The organism is Nocardia sp. NPDC003345 (genome assembly GCF_053589395.1).
The window spans coordinates 1-20,029 of the sequence record NZ_JBSFRU010000084.1 but is presented as its reverse complement, the minus strand read 5'-3'; the positions used below and the strand labels follow the sequence as shown (position 1 = coordinate 20,029).

The 20,029-nt window shown below is 71.5% G+C and carries 2 protein-coding genes; one reads left to right on the top strand and one right to left on the bottom strand.

Annotated features, from left to right (window positions below; translation table 11 throughout):
- Positions 1-19,259: non-ribosomal peptide synthase/polyketide synthase (locus tag ACWDU1_RS12435; protein WP_449998063.1), on the bottom strand; the 19,259-nt coding region annotated here is incomplete at its 3' end.
- 304 nt (positions 19,260-19,563) lie between these two features.
- Between ACWDU1_RS12435 and ACWDU1_RS12430 the strand changes: the two genes are divergently transcribed.
- The coding region (locus ACWDU1_RS12430; protein WP_449998061.1) for an undecaprenyl-diphosphate phosphatase at positions 19,564-20,029 on the top strand (466 nt) is incomplete at its 3' end.

Genomic DNA, 20,029 nt, shown 5'->3' with positions numbered 1-20,029 from the left:
AAGCGGTCCCGCTGCTCGGCCGCGAAATTCGCCAGCCCCTCGTGGGTGAGCGCGACCCCCTTCGGGACACCTGTCGATCCCGAGGTGTAGATCACGTAGGCGGTATCGAGGAGATGAGTGGCACGCACCCGGTCGCTCGCACCGATCGGATCGGCTGCGACGGCGGCGATCTCCGCCCGCGTCGCGGGGTCGTCCAGCACCACCGGATGAACCCGGTCCGGGACCAGTTCCCGCCGTGCCGTGGTGGTGAGGGCCACCCGCACCCCCGCGTCGGCCGCCATGACCGCGATCCGGTCGGCCGGATTCCGGGTATCGACGGCGACGAATCCGGCCCCGGCCTTGGTCACCGCCCACAGGCCCGCGACGAACTCCGGCGATCGGGGCAGTACCAGCGCCACATGGTCGCCGGTGCGCACGCCCAGCCCGATCAGGTGGCGCGCGAGCCGGGTGGACCACTCGTCGAGTTCGGCGTAGGAGATCGTCCGGTCGCCGGACACCAGGGCCGTCGCACCGGGATCGAGGGCGGTTCCCGCGGCGAGCAGTTCGGCCAGGGTGCGGGAACGTTCGACGACCGCGCCCCCGGAGGCCGGGACCAGGGCCTCGCGTTCGGCGGGGGTGAGCAGATCCAGCGCCCCCAATGTGGTGCCGGGCGCGCTGATCACCACCCGCAGCACCGCCTCCAGCCGGGCCGCCAATGCGGCGGCAGTCGCGTCGCCGATACGGGCCCGCTGGTAGCGGAGCCGCAGATGCAGCCGGTCGGTCTGGTGCGCCTGCACCATCAGCGGATAGTGCGCGGCGTCGCGGCCCTCGGCCGTCACCACTCGCATCCCGTCGATCTCGGTCGCACCGAGACCACTGCTGTCGACCGGATAGGACTCGAAGACGACGAGGGTGTCGAACAGGTTCGGCATACCGGCCGCACCCAGGACACGCGACAGTTCCAGATGGTGGTGATCCAGCAGCCGGGTGTTGCCCGCCTGCAGGCGGTTCAGCGCCGCGGCCACCGTGTGGTCGCGGGTGAGATCCACGGCCACCGGGATCGTATTGATGAACAATCCGATCATCGATTCCACCCCGGGCAGTTCGGCGGGCCGGCCCGATACGGTGGCCCCGAACGTGACCCGCTCGGCGCCGGTCAGGTTGCCCAGCACCACCGCCCACGCGAATTGCACGATCGTCGCCACGGTGACGGCGTGGTCGCGGGCGAAATCCGCCAGCGCGGCCGTGGCCTCCGGGTCGAGGACCAGCGGCAGATCGGCCGGGAGATCGGCGACCGCGGTCGTCACGGGGTCGGTGACCAGGGTCGGTTCGGTGACCTCGCGCAGGGCGTCGCGCCACACCTCGAGACCGGCCTCGTCGTCGCGAGTCGCCAGCCAGTCCAGGTAATCCCGGTAGGCCGGTGCCGGCGGCAGCAGCGCCGGATCCGCCCCGACCGCGTACAACGCGATCAGCTCCCGGCACAGCAGCGGCAGCGACCATCCGTCCAGCAGCAGATGGTGCGCGGTCAGTACGAGGCGATGGTCGCCGGGTTCGACCTCGGCGAGCAGGAATCGCAGCAGCGGCGGATCCGCCGGATCGAACACCGCCGACCGTTCGGCCTCGATCAGCGCGTCCAGTTCCGCCGCGTCCCGGCAGGATTCGACGGTATGCCAGCGCAGCGCGCTCGCCACCGGGATCACCTGGACCGCTGTTCCGGCGGCGGTCCGGGTGAACGCGGCCCGCAGATTGGGATGCCGCCCCAGCAGCGCGGCCGCGGCGCGTTCGAGCCGATGCGCGTCGACGGTTCCGGCCAGTCCGAGGACCGACTGCGCGGTGTAGACATCCAGTTCACCGGCCGCGAACTCGGCATGGAACAGCAGGCCGGCCTGCAGCGGCGCGGGCGGCCACACATCGGTGAGCGGCCCGTACCGTCCGGTGAACGCGTCCAGGTCGGCCTGGGTGATCCCGGCCGGCGAGACATCGGACGGGGACAGTCCCCAATCCGCGCCGGCGCGTGCGGCGGCGGCGATCTCGGTGAGCGCGCCGGTCCAGGCGCCGGCGAGTTCGGCCGCGTCGTCGTGCCGCAGCAGTCGGGTGGCATACCCGATCTGCGCCGCGAGGACCGGGCCCGCCGGGGTGTCCTCGATATGCGCGTCGATCGTGACCGCCGCGGCGGCGGGCATATCCGGATCGAACGCGGCCCGCCGGTCGAACCGGTCACCGGTGGGTACCCACGCGACCCCGGACAGCGCCGCGAGATCGACTCCGGCCCGGCCGAGATAGTTGAACCCGATCTGCGGTTCCGGCGCCGCCGCGAGCCGCGGACCGGCCACCGGGTCGAGATATCGCAGCAGACCGTATCCGATGCCCTTGTCGGGTATCGCGCGCAACTGGTCCTTCACCGATTTCACCGCCGCCGGCACATCGGCGTCACCGATACCGGTCAGGTCCAGCGCCACGGGGTAGGCGCTGGTGAACCAGCCCACGGTGCGGGCGAGATCGGCGCCCGCGGCGATCTGCTCTTCGCGCCCGTGCCCTTCGAGCAGCACCGTACAACCCGCGTGCGTGCCGCCGCGGCGGCGCCGCCACCGGGTCACCGCCATGGCCAGCGCGGCCAGCAACGCGTCGTCGGTACTGCCGCGCACGGCCGCCGGCACCTCGTCCAGGAGCGCCGTGGTGACCTCCGGCGGCAGGGAGACCGGTATGTAGCGCACCGTCGCCTGGGTGTCGACGGCCGGATCCAGTGCGGCCGTGCCGAGCGGCGGATCCTCGGCGGTACCCATCCGGTGCCACAGTTCGAGTTCGCCGCCGCGGCGCGCGGCCGCGTCGGGCAGGGCGTGTGCCCAGCGGCGCATGGAGGTTCCCGGCACCGGCAGTTCGACGGCTCGGCCGTCCCGGAGCTGCTGCCAGGCGGTGGCGAAATCGGGCAGCAGAATCCGCCACGACACACCGTCCACCGCAAGGTGGTGGATCACCACCAGCGCCCGGCCTTCGGCGTCCACGCCGGGCTCCGGCAGCAGGCAGACGACCTGCAGCATCCGCCCTCGCGACGGATCCAGCAGTTCGGTGGCCGCGTAGGCCGCCGCCTCCGCGACGGCGGCGAAACCCTCGGTCCCCGGGGCCCGGTCCGCGCCGAATCGCTGGACGAGTACCGCGTCGCGGGCGTCGACCGCACCGGCGGGCAGCACCTCCAGCTGCCCGTCCCGCAGCCGGGACCGCAACATATCGTGCCGGTCGAGCAGTGCCCGGACCGTGGCCGCGACCTCCTCGGCGCGCGCGTCGGCCGGCAGCCGCACCAGCGTGGACTGGGCGAACCGCCGTGCACCGCCCAGCCGTTCGATGAACCACGACACGATGGGCGTCGGTGCTATCGCGCCGACCCCGCCGCCGGGCAGTTCGTCCAGCGCCACCCGGCCGGCCGATTCGGCGACCCGCGCGAGTTCGCGCACGGTCTTGCGTTCGAAGATATCGCGGGCCCGGACCAGCACGCCCGCCGATTTCAGGCGCGACGCCAGCTGGATTGACATGATCGAATCACCACCGAGCGCGAAGAACGACGTGGTGGCGCCCACGACATCGACGCCGAGCACATCGGCGAAGGCGGCGGCGATGGTGGTCTCCAGCGCCCCGGCGGGCGCCACGATATCGCCGGCGGCGGTATCGAAGACCGGGTCCGGCAGCGCTTTCCGGTCCACCTTGCCGGTGGACGACAACGGCATCCGGTCCAGCACCGTGATCGCGGCCGGAATCATATGGGCGGGCAGAACTCCCGCGAGACGCCCCGGTACCGCGTCCACGTCGACCACCCCGCCCCCGTCGGCGACGAGATAGGCGGCCAGCAGCGGTTGTCCACCGGGCCCCGGGCGGGCGACGGTGACCGCGGCCGCCACCTCCGCCAGCGCGACCAGCGCGGCATCGATCTCGCCGAGTTCGATGCGCTGGCCGCGGATCTTGACCTGGAAATCGACGCGGCCGATGTACTCCAGCGTGCGCCGGCCGGTCCAGCGGACGATATCGCCGGTGCGATACATCCGCGATCCGGGTTCGCCGTAGGGATCGGCGACGAAGGCGGCGGCGGTGGGGCCCGGGCGGTTGAGATATCCCCGGGCCAGTGCGTCACCGGAGAGGTACAGCTCCCCCGGCACGCCCGGGGGCACCGGGCGCAGCCGCGCGTCCAGTACCACGGCCCGCGCGCCCCGGATGGGCCCGCCGATATCGATATCGTCGCCCGGCCGGACCGGCTCGCTCATGGTGATCACGATGGTGGTCTCGGTGGGACCGTAGATATTGTGCAACTGCCGGTCCGGCGCCCAGGTCGCCACCAGTTCCGGCGGCATCCGCTCACCGCCGATCGCCAGCACCCGCACCGATCGGATCTCGGCGGGCGACAGCGTGGCCAGCACGCTGGGCGTGAGGAACGCGTGTGTGACCTCGTGCGCCCGCATCAGCCTGGCCAGTTCGGCGCCGGCGTAGACATCCGGTGGCGATACCACCAGCGCCGCCCCGGCGGCACAGGCCATCAGCGCCTCGAGCAGCACCGCGTCGAACGCGGGCGCGGCCACATGCAGGACCCGGGCCGACGCGTCGACCCCGTAGCGGTCCCGCTGCGCCGCCGCGAAACTCGCCAGACCCGCGTGGGTGACCACCACGCCCTTCGGTGTCCCGGTGGATCCGGATGTGTAGATCACATAGGCCGCGTCCCCGATCCGGGTACCGGGTTCCGGGGCCGCGATACCGCGATCGGCGTCCGTCTCGACCGCCGCGGCGGTCCGCGGATCGTCGAGTACCGACCACCGCACGTCATCGGGCAGCGTCGGCCGGGCCTCGGCCACGGTGACCCCCAGGACGACACCGGCATCGCGGATCATATGCGTGATCCGCTCCGGCGGGTATCGCAGATCCACCGGAACGAAGGTGGCACCGGTCTTCGCGATCGCCCACATGGCGATCTGGTAGCCGATCGAACGGGGCATCGCGAGCGCCGCGAACACGCCCGGACCGGCGCCGCGCGCGGCCAGGTGGGCCGCCAGTGCGTCCGAACGCCGTCCGAGTTCGGCGTAGGTGAGCGTCCCGCTCTCCCCCACCACCGCGATCGCGGCCGGATACGCCGAGACCGCGTCCGCCAGCAGCGCGGGCAGCAGACGGGGCCGCTCGGCGGGACCGCCGCCGGCCGGGACGAGCGCCCGGGTCTCCGCGCCGCCCAGCAGATCGATATCGCCCACCGCGACCGCCGGATCGCCGGCCACGGCCTCCAGAATGCGGACGAACCGGTCGGCGAACGATTCCGCGGTGGCGGCCCGGAACAGATCGGTGGCGTAGACGATCTCACCGGAGATCCCGGCCGGGCGGTCGTGGTCGAACCTTTCGCCGAGCACCACGGTCAGGTCGGTTTTGGCCTGCGCCAGACCCGGGTCGAGCAATTCCACACCGAGACCGGGCAGTTCGAACCGCGCGCCACCCATATCCTGCAAGCCGAACATCACCTGGAACAGCGGGGTGTACGCCGTCGACCGCGGACGTTCGAGCAGATCCACCAGCCGTTCGTAGGGCAGTTCGGCGTGCGCGAGCGCCTCGACGTCGGTCTCGCGCACCTCGGCCAGCAGTTCGCGGAACGACCGGGTCGCCCGGACCGGCGTCCGCAGTACCACGGTGTTGACGAACATGCCTACGAGATCGTCGAGTGCCCGCTGCCCGCGGCCGGCGACCGGTGTGCCGATGCAGATGTCACCGGTCTGCGCGGTCCGGGCGAGCAGTACGGCCAGCGCCGTGTGCAGGACGACGAACAGTGTCACCCCTTCGCGCCGGGACAGCCGCAGGATCTCGTCGTGCAACCGGGCCGGGATATCGAAACGCACCGCGGCACCCGCGGTGGAAACGACGGCGGGCCGGGGCCGGTCGGTGGGCAGTTCGAGCAGTTCCGGAGCGTCGCCGAGAGTCGCCGTCCAGTAGTCGATCTGGCGGGCGACCAGCGAGTCCGGATCGTCCTCGGCACCCAGGAGGTCCCGCTGCCACAGGGCGTAGTCGGCGTACTGCACCGGCAGCGGCGCCCAACCGGGGGCGTGGCCGCGGGCCCGGGCCTCGTAGGCGGTGAACACATCGCGCGCCAGCGCCGCCATCGACGCACCATCGGCGGCGATGTGATGGGCGACGAGGACGAGCACATGCTCCTCGGGCCCGCTCCGGAACAGCCGGGTGCGCAGTGGTACCGCACGCGCCACATCGAAACCGGCGCCGGTGGCCTGCCGGATCCGCTCGGCCGGATCGGCGTCACCCGGCATCGGCTCCGGATCCGGAACCAGGCCGTCACAGACCTCGTCGGTGGGCCGGATCACCTGGCAGGGTTCCCCGTCGACCGGGGGATACATCGTGCGCAACGGTTCGTGCCGGTCCAGGACATCGCGGAAGGCCGCGCGCAGAGCCGCGAGATCCAGCGGGCCGGTCAGCGCGGCCGCGAAACCGATGTTGTACGCCGCCGAGGCGGTGTCGAACTGATTGAGGAACCACATGCGGCGCTGCGCGGCCGCCGGGGGGATCACCTCCGGGCGCGGGCGGGGTTCGAGCGGAGCCGCGCCGGACGGCGCTCGGACGGCCAAGCGGGCGGCCAGGCCCGCGATCGTCGGCTCGTCGAAGATATCGCGGATCCCGATATCGATTCCGAGGGCCGCCCCGCCCCGCGCGGCGATCTGGCCGGCCGACAGCGAATTCACACCGGCCTCGAACAGGTTGGCCGTCACACTCACCCGGGTGGCGCCGGCGATCTCGGCGACGACCCGGGCGAGCGTCTCCTCCCGGTCGTCGCGGGGCGCGACGTATTCCGCCACCGCATCGTCGGCGACCGGACTCGGCAGGGCGGACCGATCCACCTTCCCGTTCGCGGTCAGGGGAATCGCGTCGAGGATCTGCACGCTGCCGGGCACCAGATAGGACGGCAGCGACCGGGCCACGCGATCCCGCAGGATACGGCCGTCGGCACCGGAATCCGGCACCACGGTCACATAGCCGGTGATCCGGTCCGGGGTCGCGAGAACCACGGCCCGGACGACCTCCGGTTGCGCGTACAGCGCCGCCTCGATGTCACCGGGTTCGACCCGCTGCCCGCGAACCTTCACCTGGAAATCGGCACGGCCCCGGTATTCCAGTTCGCCGTCCGCGCTCCAGCGGACCAGATCGCCGGTGCGGTAGAGCCGCTCGCCCGGCCGGCCGTACGGATGGGCCACGAACGCGACCCCGGTCCGGCCCGGGCTGCCGTAGTAACCGCGCGCGAGCTGGGTGCCGGATACATAGAGTTCGCCGGTGATACCCCGTGGTACCGGCCGCAGCCGCGAATCCAGCACATAGACCCGCATATCGGAGACCGGCGCCCCGATCGGCACCGCCGCCCGCGCGCTCGGACCGGTCCGGCAGCGCCGCGATGTCACGACCTCGGCTTCCGCGGGTCCGTACCAGTTCACCAGTTCGGCGCCGGTGAAGACACCGGCCGCGTTGTCGACGGTGCCCTGTGCCAGTGCCTCGCCGGCGGCGAAGACCCGGCGCACCGAGGGCAACGGCGTCTCGGTGAGTTCCAGCAGCACATCGAGCATGGACGGGACGAAGTGCGTGGTGGTGATGCCGTGCTCGGCGATCACGGTCGCGAGATAGCGCGGGTCGCGGTGCCCGCCGGGTTCGGCGATCACGATCCGCGCTCCGGTGCGCAGCGGCCAGAACAGTTCCCACACCGCGATATCGAACGTGACCGGCGTCTTGTACAGCACGGCGTCGGACTCGTCGTGCGGCCACTGCCGCTGCGCCCACGCCAGCTGCCCGTTGGTGGCGGCATGGGTGAGGGCCACGCCCTTGGGTGTACCGGTGGAACCGGAGGTGAACAGGATGTAGGCGATATCGGCGGACCGCAGCGGCGCGCGCCGCTCGGCATCGGTGACCGGGGCCCCGGACAGTGTGTTCGTATCGAGGCGATCCATCCGCACCGTCTCGTACCCGGCCGGCAGTTCCGGGCCCGCGCCCGGCCCGGTGAGCACCAGCAGAGGCCGGGCCGCGGTGAGCACCGCGGCAATCCGGGCCGCCGGATACTCCGGGTCGATCGGCAGGAACGCCGCACCGGCCTTCAGCACCGCGTACAACGCGGTGACCTGGTCGATCGACCGCGCGACCGCCACTCCCACCACGGTTTCCGGACCCGCCCCGCGGCCGATCAGCACACGTGCGACCCGGTTGATCCGCGCGTCGAACTCGCCGTAGGTCAGCACGGTGCCGTCGGGACCGCACAGCGCGGGCACCTCCGGGGTGCGGGCGACCTGAGCGTCGAAGGCGTCCACCAGGGTGTGCCCGGTGGCGGCGGGGCCTTCGGTGTCGTTCCACGTTTCCAGGATCAGCCGCCGTTCGGCCGCGTCCAGCAGGTCGATCTCCCCGACGCGCGTCCCGGTATCACCGGCCACCGCGTCGAGTACCCGGATGAACCGGTCGGTGAATCGGCGTACGGTCTGCTCGTCGTACAGATCGGTGGCGTAGGTGAGGCGCAGCGACATACCGGCCGGTTCGTGCCGGGGCCCGTGTTCCTCGGCCACGGTGATCAGCATGTCGTAGATCGCCGCACTGTCGCCGGGGTCGATGTTCTCGACCGTGAGTCCCGGCAGTTCCACTCGGCCCCGGGCCATGTTCTGGTAGGCGAGCAGCACCTGGAACAGCGGCGTATGCGCGGTCGACCGGGCGGGGCGCAGTACCTCTACCAGTTGCTCGAACGGAACGGTGGCGTGATCGAACGCCTCGATATCGGCGCGGCGCACCTGGTCGAGTACCGACCCCACCGTCTGCCCGGCGGTCACCCGGGTCCGCAGCACCAGGGTGTTGACGAACATACCGATCAGGGTGTCCAGGCTTCGATGGCCACGACCGGCGTGTGGCACACCGATAGCGATATCGTCGCTGCCCGACAGCGCCGACAGCAGGACCGCCAGCGCGGTGTGCACCACCATGAACGGCGTGGCGCCGGCCCGCCGGGCCGCGATCTCCACCCGTGCCTGCAGTTCCGCCGGAATCGACACGTGCACGACGGCGCCGCGCTGGGTGCGTTCGACCGGCCGCGGCCGGTCCGCGGGCAGTTCCAGGACCTCCGGCAATCCCGCCAGTTGTTGCCGCCAGTAGGCGATATCGCGGGCCGCCCGGGACCCGGAATCCTCCGGCGAGCCGAGCACCTCGCGCTGCCACAGGGCGTAGTCGGCGAATTGGAGTGGCAACGGCGCCCAGTCCGGCGGGAGCCCGGCGGCGCGGGCGCGGTATGCGGTGACCAGGTCGGCGGCCAGCGGCCCCATCGAATACCCGTCACAGCTGATGTGGTGCGCGGCGAGGGCGATCACCCAGGCGGTATCGGCGAGCTGATACACCGCGGCCCGGACCGGTACCGCCTTGGTGACATCGAAACCGGTGGCCGAGATATCGGCCAGCCGGCGGGCGAGATCGCGTTCGCCGAGAGGTTCGGGGGTGAGATCCCAGTGGGCGAGGACCTCCCCGGCCGCCAGCACCACCTGGCTCGGTACACCGTCGACGGCCGGGTAGACCGTGCGCAGGCTTTCGTGCCGTTCGACGAGATCGGTGACCGCCGCCGTCAGCGCATCCAGATCGAGTTCGCCGTCGAGCCGCAGGGCCAGCGGCACCACATAGGCGGCCGAATCGGGTTCGAACTGGTCGAGGAACCACATCCGGGTCTGCGCCGGTGACAGCGGGATCCGGTCCGGCCGGGGCCGGGCCACCGGCGCCGGGACACCGGATTCCGAACGCAGCCGGGTGATCCGTTCGGCGAGGTCGGCGACGGTGGCGGCCTCGAAGATCACCGGCACCGGAATCGTCACCTCGAGGATCTCCCCGACCCGGCTCAGCGCGCGGGTCGCCAGCAGCGAGTTTCCGCCCAGGTCGAAGAAATCGGCTTCGGCGCCGATATCCGGCACCCCCAGCAATTCGGCGAAGACTCCCGCGACGGTCTGTTCCACCAGCCCGCGCGGGGCGCGGGATTCGGCCGGCCGCGGCCGCGGCGCGGGCAGTGCCCGGTAGTCGACTTTTCCGTTGGCCGTCAGGGGGATGGCATCGACCGTCTGCACCGAGGAGGGCACCATATATCCCGGCAGCCGCCCCTGCAGGAAGGCGCGCAACTCGGCGCCGTCCACCGGCGACCCGGCGACCACATGGGCGATCAGGCTCTGCTCGCCGTGGTCGGTGCGTACCTGCGCGACGGCCGCCACCACGCTGTCGTGGGCACGCAGCGCCGCCTCGATCTCACCGGGTTCGATGCGCAGGCCGCGCAATTTGACCTGGGTGTCGCTGCGGCCGATATACCGCAGGTCGCCGGAGGCGTCCCGGCGCACCAGGTCACCGGTGCGGTACAGGCGCTCCCCCGGCGCGCCGAACGGGTCGGCGACGAAGGCCGCGCAGGTGAGCGCCCGCCGCTCGAGATAGCCGCGGGCCAGCTGGACACCGCCCAGGTAGAGTTCGCCGATCACGCCGGGGACCACGGGACGCAGGCGCGAATCCAGCACCCGCACCGTGACACCGGCCTCGGGGACGCCGATCGCCACGATGGGCCCGTCGAGTACGCCGACCCGGTGCGCCGTCACGCTCACCGCCGCTTCGGTGGGACCGTAGAGGTTGTCGATCCGGGCATCGGTGAGATCCCGGAAACGGCGCACGGTCTCGGCGGGCAGCGCCTCACCGATGCACAGCACCCGCCGCAGGGTGGGGTAGGTGTACCGGGCCGCCGGTTCGAGAAACGCCGCCAGCAGCGACGGTACGAAATCCACGGTGGTCACGCCGTACTCGGCCAGCAGCCGTGCCACCTGCGCGGGGTCGCGGTGGGCGTCCGGGCCGGCCACCACCAGGGACGCGCCGCAGGTCGGCGCCGAGAACAACTCCCATACCGACAGATCGAAGGTCACCGGAGTGCGCAGCAGCATCACATCGCCGCCACCGAGGTCGTAGTGTCCACGCATCCACCGCAACTGGTTGGCCACCGCGCGATGCGGTACCGCCACGCCCTTGGGCTCGCCGGTGGAGCCGGACGTGTAGATCACATAGGCCAGATCCGCGGGGACCAGCGGGCGGATCCGGTCGGCGTCGGTGACCGGATCCGGAGAGGCGGGTTCGGCGGCGAGGTCCGCGAACGGCCAGACGACGGTACCGGCGGGCAGTTCCGCGCCGTCGCCGGGCCGGGTGAGAACGGCGGCCGGCCGGGCGGTCGCCAGGACGGCATCCGTCCGCGCGGCCGGCTGTTCCGGATCCAGTGGCAGATAGGCGGCGCCGGCCGCGTGCACGGCGTACAGCGCCGTCAGCAGATCGGTACCGCGGCGCATCGCGATCCCGACCACCGCGCCCGGACCGATCCCCCGCCCGATCAGGGTGCGGGCCAGCGCGTTCACCCGCCCGGCGAAGGTCGCGTAGTCGATACGGGTACCGCTGTCCGCGTCGATCAGCGCGATATTGCCCGGTGTGCGCGCGGCCTGTTCGGCGAACAAGGCGGCGACCGTGGTGTCCGCGCCCGCGGCCACCGCCCCGGTCGCGAGCGCGTGGGACCGCTGCCTCTCCTGCGCGGTCAGCAGATCGATATCGCCCACCGCGGCCCGGGGGTCGGCCAGGACCGCGCGTAACAGCAGGAGATAGCGGTCGAAGATCGCGGCCACCGTGGATTCGTCGAACAGATCGGTCGCGTACCCGAATTCCACGCCGAGACCGCCGGGTTCGCCGGCCGGGCGCAGATCGTCCACGAGTTGCAGGTGCAGGTCGTATTTGGCCACGCTCGGATCGGCCATCCGCGCCTCGACCGCGAGCCCCTCGAATTCCACGGTGGGAATTTCGATGTTCTGGAACGAGAATCCCACCTGGGTCAGCGGGGCGTGTGCGGTGGAACGCCGCGGGTTCAGCACCTCGACCAGGCGCTCGAACGGAATATCGGCGTTCTCGAAGGCGCCCAGGTCCGCAGTGCGCACCCGGTCCAGGATCGCCAGGAACGACGAGCCGGATCCGACCCGGGTGCGCAGCACCAGGGTATTGACGAACATACCGACCAGACCGTCGAGCCCGGGTTCGCCGCGACCCGCGATCGGGGTGCCGACCGCGATATCGTCGCTACCGGACAACCGGGCGAGCAGCGCCGCGTAGGCGGCGTGCAGCACCATGAACACGGTCATATCGTGTTCGGCCGCCAGCGCGATCACCGCCCGGTGGATATCGGCGGGCAGTGTCGCCGAGATGGTCGCGCCCCGGAAGGACTGGGCCGCGGGCCGGGGCCGGTCGGTGGGCAGGTCCAGGACCTCGGGCAGATCGGCGAGCGCCGCCCGCCAGTATCCGGTCTGCGCGGCGGCGGGGCTGTGCGGATCGTCCTCGGCGCCGAGCAGTTCCCGCTGCCACATCGTGTAATCGGCGTACTGCACCGGCAGCGGCGACCATTCCGGCGCCGTCCCGCGTACGCGGGCCCGGTACGCCGCCATGAGGTCGGCGGCCAAGGGAGCCAGCGACGACCCGTCGAAGGCGATATGGTGCACGACCAGCACCAGGATGTGCGTATCCGCAGCGGTGCGCAGCAGGGTGATTCGCACCGGGATCTCCCGGGTGACGTCGAAACCCGCCGATACCTCCGCTGCCAGGCGCGCCTCGGCGCGCTCCGCGGCGATATCCTCCGGTTCGGGGGCGGCGATCGCCTCCGGTGCCGCGGCGATCACCTGGTGCGGTCCGGTATCGCTGTCCGGATAGCGGGTCCGCAGCGTTTCGTGGCGGTCGAGCACATCGGCGAGCGTGGCGTGCATGGCCGCGACATCGAGCGCACCGCCGAGCCGCAACACCACCGCGATGTTGTAGAGCGGTGAGGTGGTATCCATCTGGTTGAGGAACCACATCCGCGCCTGGGCCGGCGAGAGCGGTATCCGGCCGGTCCGCGGCCGCGGACCCAACGGCACCCGGCCGGTGGCCGTACCCTTGCGGATACTTTCGGCCAGGGCGGCGGGTGTCGGTGCGTCGAACAGCGTCCGCAAGGCGAGACCGACGCCGGTCACTGCGCCCAGCCGGGACACGACCCGGGTGGCCGACAGCGAGTTCCCGCCGAGTTCGAAGAAACTGTCGAAGGCGCCGACCCGGTCGAGGCCGAGTACCTCCGCGTACACCCCCGCCACCGTGGCCTCCGCCGCGTCGCGGGCGGGCACGAATTCCGTGGTGGTGGCACCGAATTCGGGTTCGGGCAACGCGGCCCGATCGATCTTCCCGACCGGTGACAGCGGCAGCGCGACGAGTACCACCACCGCACCGGGCACCATATGCGAGGGCAGCCGCTGCGCGGCGTATCCGAGCAGCTCGGCGGTATCGACCGTGGTGTGCGGCACCACATAGGTGGCCAGCCGGGTATCCCCGCCGGTGCCCACGCCCACCGTCACCGCGACCTTCACCGCCGGATGCGCGGCGAGGACGGCGTCGATCTCGCCGAGTTCGATCCGCTGCCCGCGGATCTTCACCTGGAAATCGGTGCGGCCCGCGTATTCGATGGTGCCGTCCGCCGTCCAGCGGGCCAGATCTCCGGTGCGGTACATCCGGGCGCCGGGACGTCCGCGGGCGCCCGCGACGAACGCGGCGGCGGTCGCCGCCGGCCGTCCGAGATAGCCCCGGGCCAGCTGGACCCCCGAAATGTAGAGCTGCCCGGTCACCCCCACCGGAACCGGTTGCAGATTCGAATCCAGGATCATCGCCTCCACACCGCGGAGGGGACCACCGAGGGTCACTCGCTCCCCGGCCGTCAGCGGATCGCTGATGGCGACCATGATCGTGGTCTCGGTCGGGCCGTAACCGTTGAACAGTTCCCGTCCCGGGGCCCAGACCGCGACCGTCTCCGGCGGTACCGCCTCACCGCCGGCCACCAGCACCCGCAGCGTGCCGAGCCCCTCGGGCGACATCGTGGCCAGCACGCTCGGCGTGATGAAGGCGTGGCTCACGCGGTGGGCGCCGATCAATTCCGCCAGTTCGGGCCCGGCGTACACCTCCGGCGGGCACACCACCAGTGCCGCGCCGTTCGCGTGCGCCATCAGCACTTCCAGCATCACCGCGTCGAAACCCGGTGCCGCCAGCTGCAATACCCGGGCGCGGGCGTCCACCCGGTAGCGGTCGCGTTGTTCGGCGGCGAAATTCGCGAGCCCCTCGTGGGTTACCGCCACTCCCTTGGGAATTCCGGTGGACCCCGAGGTGTAGAGCACGTACGCGGTATCGGCGGTCCGGCAGGGCCGGATCCGGTCGGCGTCGGTCACCGGCGGCGCCGGTTCCGCGGCCGCCGCGGCGGGCTCGGATTCGTCGAGCATGACCGCGGTCACGCTGCCGGGCAGCATATCCCGGGTGGCGGTGACGGCCAGGGCGACGTGGATTCCGGCGTCCGCGATCAGGAGCGCGATACGTTCGGCCGGGTTGCGGGGATCCACCGGCACGAACGCAGCGCCCGCGCGGGCCACCGCCCAGATCCCCACCACGAACTCCACCGACCGCGCGGCGGCGAGCCCGATATGGTCGCCGGGGCCGGCCCCGAGGGCGATGAGCCGGCGGGCGACCCGGTTCGACCAGGCGTCCAGGCCGGCATAGCTCAGTGTGCGGTCACCGCAGATCACGGCGACCGCGCCGGGATCGCGTACCGCCAGTACCTCGGCCAGTACCCGGGCCGGTTCGGCGGGCGCGCCCACCGCGGGCGCCGTGGCCGCCCGTTCTCCGGCGGACAGCACTTCCAGCCGGCCCACCCGATGCCCGGGATGCGTGACGATCGCCTCCAGCACGCGGACGAACCGCGCGCCGAACTCCTCGACGGTGGCCTGCTCGAACAGATCGGTGGCGTAATCGAATCGCACGGCCACCCCGCGCTCGTCCGCGCCGTCGCCGGCGGCGTTCTCCGCGACGGTGACGATGAGATCCACCTTCGCGGGCTGCGGCCCGGCGTCCATGACCTCCACGGTGAGGTCGGACAGTTCGAGACTCGGCCGGTCCATGTTCTCGAACGCGAGATATACCTGGCACAGCGGCGCGAAGTCCGCGGAATCGCGCGGGGCGATCGCCTCCACGACCCGCTCGTAGGGGAGATCACTGTTCGCGAAGGCATCGACGTCGGCGTCCTTGACCCGCGCCAGGAATTCGGTGAACGTCTCGTCCGGGCGGACCTCGGTGCGCAGCGGCACCGTATTGACGAACATCCCGACCAGCGGTTCCAGCGCCCGCTCGCCGCGTCCGGCGACCGGGGTGCCCACCGTGATATCCGTGGTCCCCGACAACCGCGCCAGCAGCACCGCGAGCGCGCCGTGCACGACCATGAACGTGGTCACCCCGGCCTCGCGGGCCAGACTCCGGACTCCGGCGAAGGTTTCGGCCGCCACCACGGTCTCGGTCCGGCCACCCCGCATCGAGCGGTGTACGGGACGGGCATGATCGGCGGGAAGTTCCAGCAGCGCGGGTTTACCGGCCAGCCGCCGGATCCAATAGTCCAGCTGGCGCGCGGCCACCGAATCCGGTGCGTCCTCGTCGCCCAGCAGTTCCCGGTGCCAAGCGCTGTAATCGGCGTACTGGACCGTCAGCGGTGACCAGTCGGGCGCCTTGCCGTGTGCGCGGGCCTCGTAGGCCTGCGCCACATCGGCGGCGAGCGGGCGCAGCGATGCGCCGTCGCAGCAGATGTGATGCAGGACCAGGACCAGCACATGGCTGCGGCGACCCGCGGCCAGCAGCGCGGCGTGGATCGGGGGCCGCGCACTCACATCCGGCCCGGTCGCGGTCAGTTCGCCGATCCGCCCGGCGATATCGTCGGCCGGCGCCGGTGTGAGTTCGAACCCGCCGACGACCTCCGCCGCGGGCACCACGACCTGCGTGCCCATCCCGTCGACGGCGGGATACACGGTGCGCAGGGTCTCGTGCCGGTCGATCACATCCGTGAGGGCCGCGCGCAGCGCCGCATGGTCGAGCCGGCCCGTCAGCCGGACCACCAGCGGGATGTTGTAGGCCGCCGAGTCCGGATCGGCCTGATTGATCAGCCACATGCGGTTCTGCGCCGGCGCCGGCGCGATCGGCTGTGACCGGGGCCGGGCGCGCAGCGGCGGCCGGGCCGGGCGGCCCGCGGCGCCCAGACGTGCGGCCAGCCCGGCGACGGTCGGGGTTCCGAACAGATCGCGGACCGATACCTCGCAGCCGGCCGTTTCCGCGATACGCACCGCGGCGCCGGTGGCGGTCAGCGAGTTCCCGCCGAGTTCGAAGAAACCGTCGAGCGCCCCCACCTGTTCGATCCCGAGCACCTCGGCGAAGACATCGGCGATCGTCTCCTCCAGGCCCGGTGCCGGTGCCCGGTACACCGCGGCCGAATCGAAGACCGGATCGGGCAGTGCCCGGTGGTCGACCTTGCCGTTCACCGTGAGGGGCAGCGCGTCCAGGACGACGACGGCGGCCGGGACCATGTATTCCGGCAGCCCCGCCGCCACGTGCGCACGCAGGACATCGGCCGCGCAGCCGGTCTCCGGGGCGGGCACCACATACGCGACCAGCGTCGCCGCCTCGGCATCCGGGTTGTGCACCACCACCGCCGCCGCCGCGACGGTGGGGTGGGTGAGCAGCGCGTTGCGTACTTCGTCGAGTTCGATGCGGAATCCGCGCAATTGCACCTGCAGGTCGGCACGGCCGCGATATTCGAGGCCACCCCGATGATCGCGGCGCGCGATATCACCGCTGCGGTACAGCCGGTCGCCGGGGGCGCCGAACGGATCGGCGACGAAACGGGACGCGCTCAACCCCGGGCGGGCCAGGTAGCCGCGCGCCAGCTGGGCGCCCGAGACATAGATCTCGCCCCACGCGCCGAGCGGCACCGGCCGCAGCCGGTCGTCGAGGAGATAGGTTCGCAGACCGGGCAGCGCCGGACCCATCGCGCTCGGCGCCCCGGGCACCGCACCGGCCGCGGTCAGGCCGAGATAGGTGACGAAAACGGTGGTCTCGGTGATTCCGTAGCTGTTGACCAGTACCGGCCGGTCGTCGGAGTGGCGCCGGTACCACGACTCCAGACCGGCCGGATCCAGACGTTCGCCCGACAGGATCACCAGCCGCAGCGCGAGCCCGCCCTCGGGTTCGCCGGCCCGCGCGTACCGCTCCCGGGCGGCGATGAACTGCTGGAACGCCGACGGTGTCTGGTTGAAGACCGTGATCCGCTCGCGGGCCACCAGCCGCACCACCTCATCGGGTGAGCGGGTGGTGGCGCCGTCCACGACGACCACCCGGCCGCCGCTGGTGAGGGCGCCGAATATCTCCCATACCGAGTAGTCGAACGCGAAGGAATGGAACAGCGTCCATACGTCGCCCGGCCCCACCCCCGCCGCGGCGCACGAATTCAGCAGATAGGTCGCGACCGCGCGGTGCGCGATCGCCACCCCCTTGGGCCGCCCGGTGGAACCGGAGGTGTAGATGACGTAGGCGATATTGCCGCCACGCAGTGGTGCGAGGCGTTCGGCGTCGGTGATCGGCCCCGCCGGGGTCGGTTCGGCGGCGAGGTCGTCGAACAGCACCGTGCGCGCGGAATCGCCCGGCAGCCGGTCCCGGCCGTCGTGATCGGTCAGCACGAGGACCGGATCGGCGTCCGCGCACACGTATTCGAGCCGCTCGGCCGGATGGGTGGTGTCCAGCGGCAGGTATCCGGCGCCGGATTTCAGCACGGCGACGGCGGCGACGATCAGGTTCGCGTCACGCGGCAGCGCGATGGCCACCAGTGTCTCCGGGCCCGCGCCCCGCGCGATCAGCGCCCGGGCCAGCCGATTCGACCGTGCCTCCAGCTCGCGGTAGGTCAGTGTGGCGGTTCCGGCGGTGACCGCGACGGCGGCCGGGTCGGAGGCCGCGCGCTCGGCCAGCAGGTCCACCAGGGTCGCCGTGGTGACCGCGCCGTCGCGCCCGGCGAGCTCGCCGACGATGCGGCGGCGTTCGGCGGGGTCCAGCAGCGGGATCTCGGCCACCGGCGTGTCCACCGGTGAATCGGTCACCCGTGCCAGGAAATCCAGGAACCGGTCGGCGTGCGAATCGAGTTCGTGCTGTTCGTAGAGGTGGGCGTTACCGTGCATTTCCAGCAGCAGCGGCGCGTCCGGGCCCGAGCGGTACAGGTTCAGCTGCAGATCGTCGAGCGGGCCGGAGGTCAGCGCGCGGTAGTGGCCGACCGCGGCACCGAGCCGGATCTCGGAGTCGAAGAACAGCACGTTGACCACCGGGCCGAACGAATTGGCGTCGGCGTCCAGCGCGCCGGAATCGCGGCGCAGATCCTCGAACCGGTACAGCTGGTGGCGGATCGCGGAGACGAGTTCGGTCGCCGAGGTGCGCACGAGTTCGGCCACCGTGGCCGTGGGATCGAGCGGGAACCGGATCGGCACCATATTGGCCAGCATGGCCAGCGCCTCCCGCAGCCGGCGGGTGACCCGCCCGCTCACCGGCATCGACAGCACCACATCATCGCTGCCGGTCATCCGGGCGAGGAAGGCCGCGAAGACCGCGATCACCACCTGTGCGGGCGAGGCGTGCAGTTCGGCGGCCAGCGCGTCGATCCGCTCGGCCAGCCGCGGCGGGAGCTGCCGGCCCGCGACCACATCGACCGGGCTCCACCGGGCGGTCCGGCCGGACAGGCCGACGGGGGCGGGCAGATCGGCCACCTTGCCCAGCCAGTAGGCACGGTCGGCCTCGTAGCGGGGGCCGGACCGGTAGGCCAGTTCCGCTTCGGCGACCGCCCGCAGATCGGCACCCGCCCACGGCACCGCGGGTCTGCTCTCGACGATGGCGTTGTAGTGCTCGGCGATCCGCAGGACGCCGTTGAACGCTCCGTATCCGTCGACGACCAGATGATGCGCTCGCGCGTACCACAGGTGCCGGTGCTCACCGATCCGGAAGAGCTGGGTGGCGGCGAGCCGGTCACGGCTCAGATCCCGCGCCTTGGTCTGGTAGTCACGCCGCATCCACTCCATGGCCGCCGCGAACGGATCGTCCTCGCCGGTGAGATCCAGCACCGACCGGGAATAGCCGATACTGCGATCGACGAACTGGTAAGGGCGGCCCTCGAATTCCACCACCCGCACCACCAGCGCCTCGGTCTCCTCACCGAAGTTGATCACCGCCTGGGTGAAGACGTCGACGTCCAGCGGGCCGTCGATCTCGATGTAGTGCGCGATATTGGCAGCGGGCCTGCCGGGGAGGTTATCGGCCAGCCACATGCCGTACTGGGCACGCGACAGAGGTATCAGATCCAGATCGTGATCGATGGTTCCGGCCGACTTCGGGTTCATTCCCAACCTCTCGCTCAGACTCGGCGGCACGAGAGCATGGCAGACCGTTCCCCCTGCACATGCCCGAATTTGCCTGTATGCATTGCGTTTACGTCGATATGGCCCACACACCCCAATCACGGGGCCACCCAAGAGCAAACAGCTATGACAGCCTGCGCGGCACAGTCTAGGCACACCGGTCCCGCGGCCCGCAAGACGAGTCGGCGTTTCGCGCCCGCCCGGGCGCGGCGTGGCCCGCGATCCGCCGGCTATCGGGTATCCGCGCTGCGCAGACGCTTTCGGGCGCGTGCGAGAATCGTCCGCGATGCTCACCTACCTGCAAGCCACCGTGATCGGCGCGGTCCAGGGCGTCACCGAACTGTTCCCGATTTCGAGCCTCGGCCATTCGGTGCTGCTGGCCGGATGGCTCGGCGACGACTGGGCCGCCCTGGTGCAGGCCGACGAGCACCACACGGATACGCCCTATCTCGCGTTCGTGGTCGCCCTCCATGTGGCGACGGCGGTCGCGCTGATCGGGCACTACCGCCGCGACTGGTGGGCGATCGCCACCGGATTCCTGGCGACCCTGCGCACCGGCCGGCTCGACACCGTCCCGCAGCGTCTGGGCGTGCTGCTGGTACTGGCCACCATCCCGGTGGCCGTGGCCGGTCCCCTGCTCGTGGATCCGCTGCACGCGCTGTTCGCGGCGCCCGTCTTCGCCGCGATCTTCCTGACCCTCAACGGTGTCGTGCTCCTGGTCGGTGAGGGCCTACGGCGCCGCAACGAGCCCA